The following is a 6291-nucleotide window of genomic DNA, read 5'->3' as shown; positions in this document are numbered from 1 at the left end:
CAAGATTTAGGCGTAGTCAAAGCCCTACGAAAACCAGTCTTCAAGCTGGATCTATCCCCTTTTCCTGCACCCTCTTGACAAATGTGCAATTACTTTAACCTCTCACGGATGGCCACTGGGAACCTTTCGAGGTAGCCGATGGTTAATGGTGGCTGTGGTGATTGAACTTGCTGTTTTAGGTGCAATTTGGGCATGGTTATTTGGAGATACGGCTCAAACCTCAAATTCTAGGGGACTAGTAGAAAAAATCGGTGCGGCGTTGTTAGGAGCTTTTGTAGTCAATGTTGTGCAACTTCTGTGGGGTAACTTGCGGAATGGCAATTCTCCACAATCAAGTAGCTCTCAGCCTGGCACAAATGCCAGAACTGTTGCGAGAGGGACAAATATCAAAGGAGAGGGAAATAAATTTAAGGTTACTCAAAAAGATGTTTTAGCAGAAAATACTGAAATAGTCGGTAAAGGCAATGAGTTCTCCATAACAGATGATGATAATTCTTCCTCTCCACAGCAAAATAATTCTCTAAATCCATGATTATTGCTAATCGCACACAGGAACTTTTATTTTTCCATCAGATGGTGGAGGGAAGCATTCCTAACCGAGTGTTATTGATTAAAGCTGAATCTGGTTTAGGTAAAACTTCTTTACTGGCACGGTTTAAACATATGTTGTCTACACAAAAAACATTATGTGTAGACATGGATCTTAAATCAGCACAGTTAGGAATTTCTTACTTTTTTTCTCGTGTACGTCAGCGTTTAGGAGAACAGCGTTTTCCTTGCTTAAATGCTGCTGTTGAGCGCTATCTTAGTTCAGGGATAGAAGTTTCGGACACGAAGATAACTGGCAACAATAACCAGTTCAGTGTGGTGTTATCTAATGTAGATGAGAATACGCGGAATTTTCGTTTGACTGAATTACGCGAAGCATTTTTTCGTGATTTGCGGAAAATTCCCCAAAGGCTGGTGTTTTTGTTTGATACTTACGAAAAAGCTCCCTCAGAACTGGCTGACTGGTTAGGGGGTGAATTTTTAGCAGATGTTGTTGATACACCCAGGCTAATTGTAGTCATTGCTGGGCAGCAGATTCCTCAACCGACAATTGAGTGGATGGATTTACATGAGTGTTGTTGTTTGGAAGCCATTTTAGATCGAGAGGCGTGGTACAAATACAGCCAAGACAAGAAATTGCCTTTCAATCAGGATGAAGTGAAGATGGCAATGAGAATATTTAAAGGGCATCCCCAGGACATAGATAAAACCTTACAAGCCCTCAAGAGCGAACAGCTATGAATAGTGAGTTGTTCCAGAAGCTGGCAAAAGCACAAACTGACGAAGAACGCTCTTGGATTGTCACAGAGAGTTTATTAGCAACCCTATCACCTGAATTAGCTGCGGCTGCATGGGCGGCGGTTGTGCCACATTGGTTTAACGCAGAAATTTTGGCAGCACTGCGCCCAGAATTGCAAGCACAATCATCTCAACTTTATACAGAATTGCAAGCCTTATCTTTTGTAGAGGAGTTTGCTGATAGAGGACATGATGTTCACGATTTAACACGGAATCTGATGTTAAAACATCTGTGGCAAGAACATCAAGATGAATTTATTACCTTGTCGCAACTGGCAGCAGAGTATTTTGGTAGGAACAATCAACAGCCAGAAACTCAAATTGAATGGCTGTATCACTTGATTGTAGTTGACCGGGAGTGGAAAGGCAGTGAGTTTAGGGATCTAGCACAAAATTGGGAAAATAGTTTTCGTGTTGCTGAACTAGAATCACTGATTGCGGCATTATTAGAACAAATTGCCGCAGAACGTGTAGAAACTCCTGCCAAAGCAGAGGTTTATTATTGGGCAGGTAGAGCAAAATTTCGAGTTTATAAAGCAAAAGAAGCCTTAGAAAGGTACGAGGAGGCATTGGCATTCTACCGCGATATCGGCGCTCGCTTGGGGGAAGCGAATACATTAAGAGCCATTGGCGATGTCTTGCAGTTCCTCAAACGTAGCACCGAAGCCTTAGAAAGGTACGAGGAGGCATTGGCATTCTACCGCGACATCGGCGCTCGCTTGGGGGAAGCGAATACATTAAAAGCCATTGGCGATGTCTTGCAGTTCCTTGACCGACGCACCGAAGCGTTAGAAAGGTACGAGGAGGCATTGGCATTCTACCGCGACACAGGTTCTCGCTTGGGGGAAGCTAATACTTTACAAGCCATTGGCGATGTCTTGCAGTTCCTCAAACGTAGCACCGAAGCCTTAGAAAGGTACCAGGAGGCATTGGCATTCTACCGCGACATCGGCGATCGCTTGGGGGAAGCTAATACTTTACTAGAGATTGGCGATGTCTTGCGGTTCCTTGACCGACGCACCGAAGCGTTAGAAAGATACAAGGAGGCATTGGCATTCTACCGCGACATCGGCGATCGCTTGGGGGAAGCTAATACATTAAAAGCCATTGGCGATGTCTTGCGGTTCCTTGACCGACGCACCGAAGCGTTAGAAAGATACGAGGAGGCATTGGCATTCTACCGCGACACAGGTTCTCGCTTGGGGGAAGCTAATACTTTACTAGAGATTGGCGATGTCTTGCAGTTCCTTGACCGACGCACCGAAGCGTTAGAAAGGTACGAGGAGGCATTGGCATTCTACCGCGACATCGGCGATCGCTTGGGGGAAGCTAATACTTTACAAGCCATTGGTATCTTGCAAGATGATTTAAGCGTGGGTTTAGAATATTGTCAGGCGGCGTTAGAACTCTATAGACAAATTGGTGATAAATATAGCCAAAGTGGCAATTTAATTTACTTCACATCTACAATTCTCTTAAAACTGGAACGACAAACAGAAGCGGTAGATGCACTCAATCGTGCCATCGAACTTGCTAAAGAGATTCCCTATCAATATTTTGTAGAAGATGCCTTAGCCAAACTCAAAAAAATTCAAAGTAGTGACAGTAACATCTAAAGTAACGCGATGTACGACTTATTCTTAAAACCCCTCTCCATAGCGCCTACGGTGTACACACAAGTCTGATCAACCTAGCCCCATAACGTTTTGATCCCCCCTAACCCCCCTTAAAAAAGGGGGAACAAGAATCAAAGTCCCCCTTTTGAAGGGGGATTTAGGGGGATCGAATAACTTGTATGTACACCGTAGCCCCAATACGGTTCGGTTAAGATCCCCCCGCCTGCGGCGACCCCCTTAAAAAGGGGGTAAAAGAGAGTCTTTAGCCCCCCTTTTGAAGGGGGGTTGGGGGGATCTTCAGGAGATTAAAACGTTAACCGAACCGTATTGACCGTAGCCCTACAAGGAAAGGGGTTGGGGGTTAGGTCTGAGAGAAAGTTACACACAGCGTAAAGTAGCATTACCATTCTCACTATCTCTGAGTGCGCTTCCCTTCATCCATCACAAACAATCATCGCCAATCAATTTAATTTCGTGACCAACGCAATTGGTTTCGTGACCAACGCAATTGGTTTCGTGACCAACGCAATTGATTTCGTCACCAACGCAATTGATTTCGTCACCAACACAATTGATTTCGTGACCAACACAATTGATTTCGTGACCAACGCAATTGATTTCGTGACCAACGCAATTGATTTCGTGACCAACGCAAAACTTTTACGTATTAACACGAATCTAAATCAATAAACTTGTCAAATAAAATACAAATATTCGTAAATTTTACTGGGCCTAAACTTAGTTTTGGTAAGTCAATCTAGATTAGTAACCAGCAAATAGGAGCGCATCTGATGTCTCGTAAAAAAGGTACATCCCCAATTCTAGAAAAAGCCGAATTAAGATGCTCTGGACTCAAAGCAGTTGATCCTAAGATGGACTTTGGGGAAGATCGCAACTTACAAAACATGACTCAAATCATAGAGCAATTGCGTGGTAAAATTGATGCTTATAATACTGCACTAGCCGTAATTAATTCATCCAAAACCGAAATTAAAGAGCTAGAAAAAACTTTAGGCGACCTCTGTGAAAAAATGCTAATTGGAGTCGCTCATAGATATGGTAACAATAGTAGAGAATATGAAATGGCTGGTGGTGTCCGTAAAAGCGATCGCATTCGCCGCAGCGCTTTGAGCCGAATCAAAGCTAATTCAGAGATAATAGCGCGCAACGCTTCTCAAAGTGCATAATTAAATACAATTAAATTAAAAACTCCACCCACCAGGGGATGGAGTTTTGTTAGTGGTCAGTAGTCAGTGGTCAATATCTCAAACACTCAGCTTAAGCAGCAGGTGTCAACAACTTAATGTTAGAGAAAGCAAACTCTTGAACAGCAATTTTACCTGCTGTTTCCGTGCGAATCTCACGACGGTTAAGAATGAAATAATTCCCCACCTTTTCATATTCATCTACAAAATTGCTGACTCCGCCTCTTTGTTCCCCAGTTTTGGGTTCATGATACACAGAGTCATAAGTATGAGATAAATAACCTTCCCCAGTGTCATGAACACCAAAAGTATTAATGGTCACAACTACACCATGAATATGACGGTGAACGAGAGTAACAACATTATTTTGGACTTTATAGCGATCGCCTTCAGCCTTACCGCCCATCAAGATTTCCACTGCCCCATTCTCGTCAGTCGCACCATAACGGAAAGTATTTGCGCCGTGGGTTTCTTCAAAAGTACGGCGGACACGGTGAATCGCAATTTCCCAAGCTTGACCGTGAATAGCCTTCTTCGCCGATTCATCATCTACACCCAAAACTTCCGCCTTGAGTTCGGCATTAACGATAACTTGACCAGTAATAACTTTATCGTCATCCTTAAAAGTAATATCTGCTGAATACCCAGGAAAATCCTTATCCCAAGTGTAACGGTTGTCATAAGCAGCCCGGAAAAGTTCCTGAGCAGAGAGTTGTGTAACTGTCATGTGCTTCTCCTAGCGCAATTAGTTATAGTCGCTTTTTAGTTTTGCTGGTATTAGCATAGAAGTAATTGTTGAGTCCCGCATAGACCCCAAACGGGTACACTTATGCCTATTTCTCTACATGATGTATTTCATGCGATCGCCAACATCCGTAATGAGCAAGAATTACAACCAACGCTCATGGATAAAATTGGCGAATATTTTGGTGTGCAACATTGGGGTATCTATCTAATAGATAGCGAATCAAAACCTGATACCGAAACACAAAGCATCCCCGCCGTCTGCCTAGAAAGTAACCCTGTAGGTCGTTATGTAGTCGAACGCCACGCCCCCGCCCATGAACAATTGATCCTCACCCCAGAAGACTGGAAAGACTTCTGCCCACGCCACGACCACGGACACGTCATGACCGGGCCGATAATTTGCGATGGCCGTCTCATCGGCACACTCAACTTCGCCCGCAACAAAGGGAAACCAGCCTTTACCGCCAACGACTTAGCTGACCTCAGCGCCCTGTGCATCCATTTATCAGCCAAACTTGCCACCCTAAGAACCAACCCCAACATATTTAAATCTTCCTTACCCAACCCTTTAACACCCCGCGAATTACAAATTGCCGAACTAGTAGCACAAGGACTAACCAACGCAGAAATCGCCGAAAAGCTTTGGATTACCCAAAACTCCGTTAAACAAGCCCTTAAAAGAATGTTCCGCAAACTTGGAGTTTCAGCCCGTGCCGAAATGGTTGCCAGACTACAAGACCAGCTAATTCATCGATAAAATAAAAAATGTAGAAAATCTTGAGTGCTAGAAGCCTTACCTGTTAGGCTTTGTAGCCTTTATATACTTTAACGAATCCGACAACTTAGAAAAAATATTGAATTCACCCCTTGACGAACCTAAAAATACTCGCTATTCTAGTTTAAGTGTTGAGGCGAGAGAGCCGAGACAACCGAACCGAGAAAAAAGAATACTTTGAAAGCTTAGAAATAACCAATCCTCGTCAAAAAATTGGTTTTGGGATTTCCCAAAAACTTAAGAAATTATAGCAAGGAATCTGGAAAAGCGATTTTCCAGGTAACAAACTCGAAACACAACAAAACGGAGAGTTTGATCCTGGCTCAGGATGAACGCTGGCGGTATGCTTAACACATGCAAGTCGAACGGAATCTTTCGGGATTTAGTGGCGGACGGGTGAGTAACGCGTGAGAATCTAGCTCTAGGTCGGGGACAACCACTGGAAACGGTGGCTAATACCGGATGTGCCGAAAGGTGAAAGATTAATTGCCTAGAGATGAGCTCGCGTCTGATTAGCTAGTTGGTGTGGTAAGAGCGCACCAAGGCGACGATCAGTAGCTGGTCTGAGAGGATGATCAGCCACACTGGGACTGAGACACGG

The 6291-nt window shown here is 43.8% G+C and carries 7 protein-coding genes and 1 rRNA gene; 7 read left to right on the top strand and 1 reads right to left on the bottom strand.

The genetic code is table 11. The features are described 5' to 3' along the window. The first annotated feature begins 154 nt into the window (after positions 1-154). The 5 genes from H6G14_RS32615 to H6G14_RS32595 all read left to right on the top strand — a co-directional run bounded on the left by H6G14_RS32615 (position 155) and on the right by H6G14_RS32595 (position 4150). Positions 155-532 (top strand): hypothetical protein, encoded by a 378-nt coding sequence (locus tag H6G14_RS32615; protein ID WP_190573076.1) that lies wholly within the window; start codon positions 155-157, stop codon positions 530-532. After that, entirely contained in the window at positions 529-1290 is a 762-nt protein-coding gene (locus H6G14_RS32610; RefSeq protein ID WP_190573074.1) for a P-loop NTPase family protein, read from the top strand. The genes H6G14_RS32615 and H6G14_RS32610 overlap by 4 nt, the downstream gene beginning before the upstream one ends. Beyond that, complete coding sequence (locus H6G14_RS32605; RefSeq protein WP_190573073.1) at positions 1287-2963, top strand: tetratricopeptide repeat protein; 1677 nt, start codon at positions 1287-1289, stop codon at positions 2961-2963. The genes H6G14_RS32610 and H6G14_RS32605 overlap by 4 nt, the downstream gene beginning before the upstream one ends. A gap of 474 nt (positions 2964-3437) precedes the next feature. After that, positions 3438-3653 (top strand): hypothetical protein, encoded by a 216-nt coding sequence (locus H6G14_RS32600; protein WP_190573071.1) that lies wholly within the window; start codon positions 3438-3440, stop codon positions 3651-3653. 101 nt (positions 3654-3754) lie between these two features. Further along, positions 3755-4150, top strand: a complete 396-nt coding sequence (locus H6G14_RS32595; protein WP_010999106.1) for a hypothetical protein — start codon at positions 3755-3757, stop codon at positions 4148-4150. A 91-nt stretch (positions 4151-4241) separates the two neighbouring features. Here H6G14_RS32595 and H6G14_RS32590 read toward each other — a convergent pair whose 3' ends face one another. Beyond that, complete coding sequence (locus tag H6G14_RS32590; protein WP_190573070.1) at positions 4242-4895, bottom strand: DUF3386 domain-containing protein; 654 nt, start codon at positions 4893-4895, stop codon at positions 4242-4244. Positions 4896-4997: 102 nt separating this feature from the next. Here H6G14_RS32590 and H6G14_RS32585 point away from each other — a divergent pair, with 102 nt between their 5' ends. Both H6G14_RS32585 and H6G14_RS32580 read left to right on the top strand, forming a co-directional pair. Then, positions 4998-5672 carry a LuxR C-terminal-related transcriptional regulator gene (locus H6G14_RS32585; RefSeq protein ID WP_190573068.1) on the top strand — a complete coding sequence of 225 codons (675 nt, stop codon included), beginning with the start codon at positions 4998-5000 and terminating at the stop codon, positions 5670-5672. 318 nt (positions 5673-5990) lie between these two features. After that, a 16S ribosomal RNA gene (locus H6G14_RS32580) occupies positions 5991-6291 on the top strand; the annotation flags it as partial.

Origin of the sequence: Nostoc parmelioides FACHB-3921 (genome assembly GCF_014696625.1) — a bacterium.
Lineage (GTDB): Bacteria > Cyanobacteriota > Cyanobacteriia > Cyanobacteriales > Nostocaceae > Trichormus > Trichormus parmelioides.
This window is presented reverse-complemented; position numbering and strand designations above follow the sequence as displayed.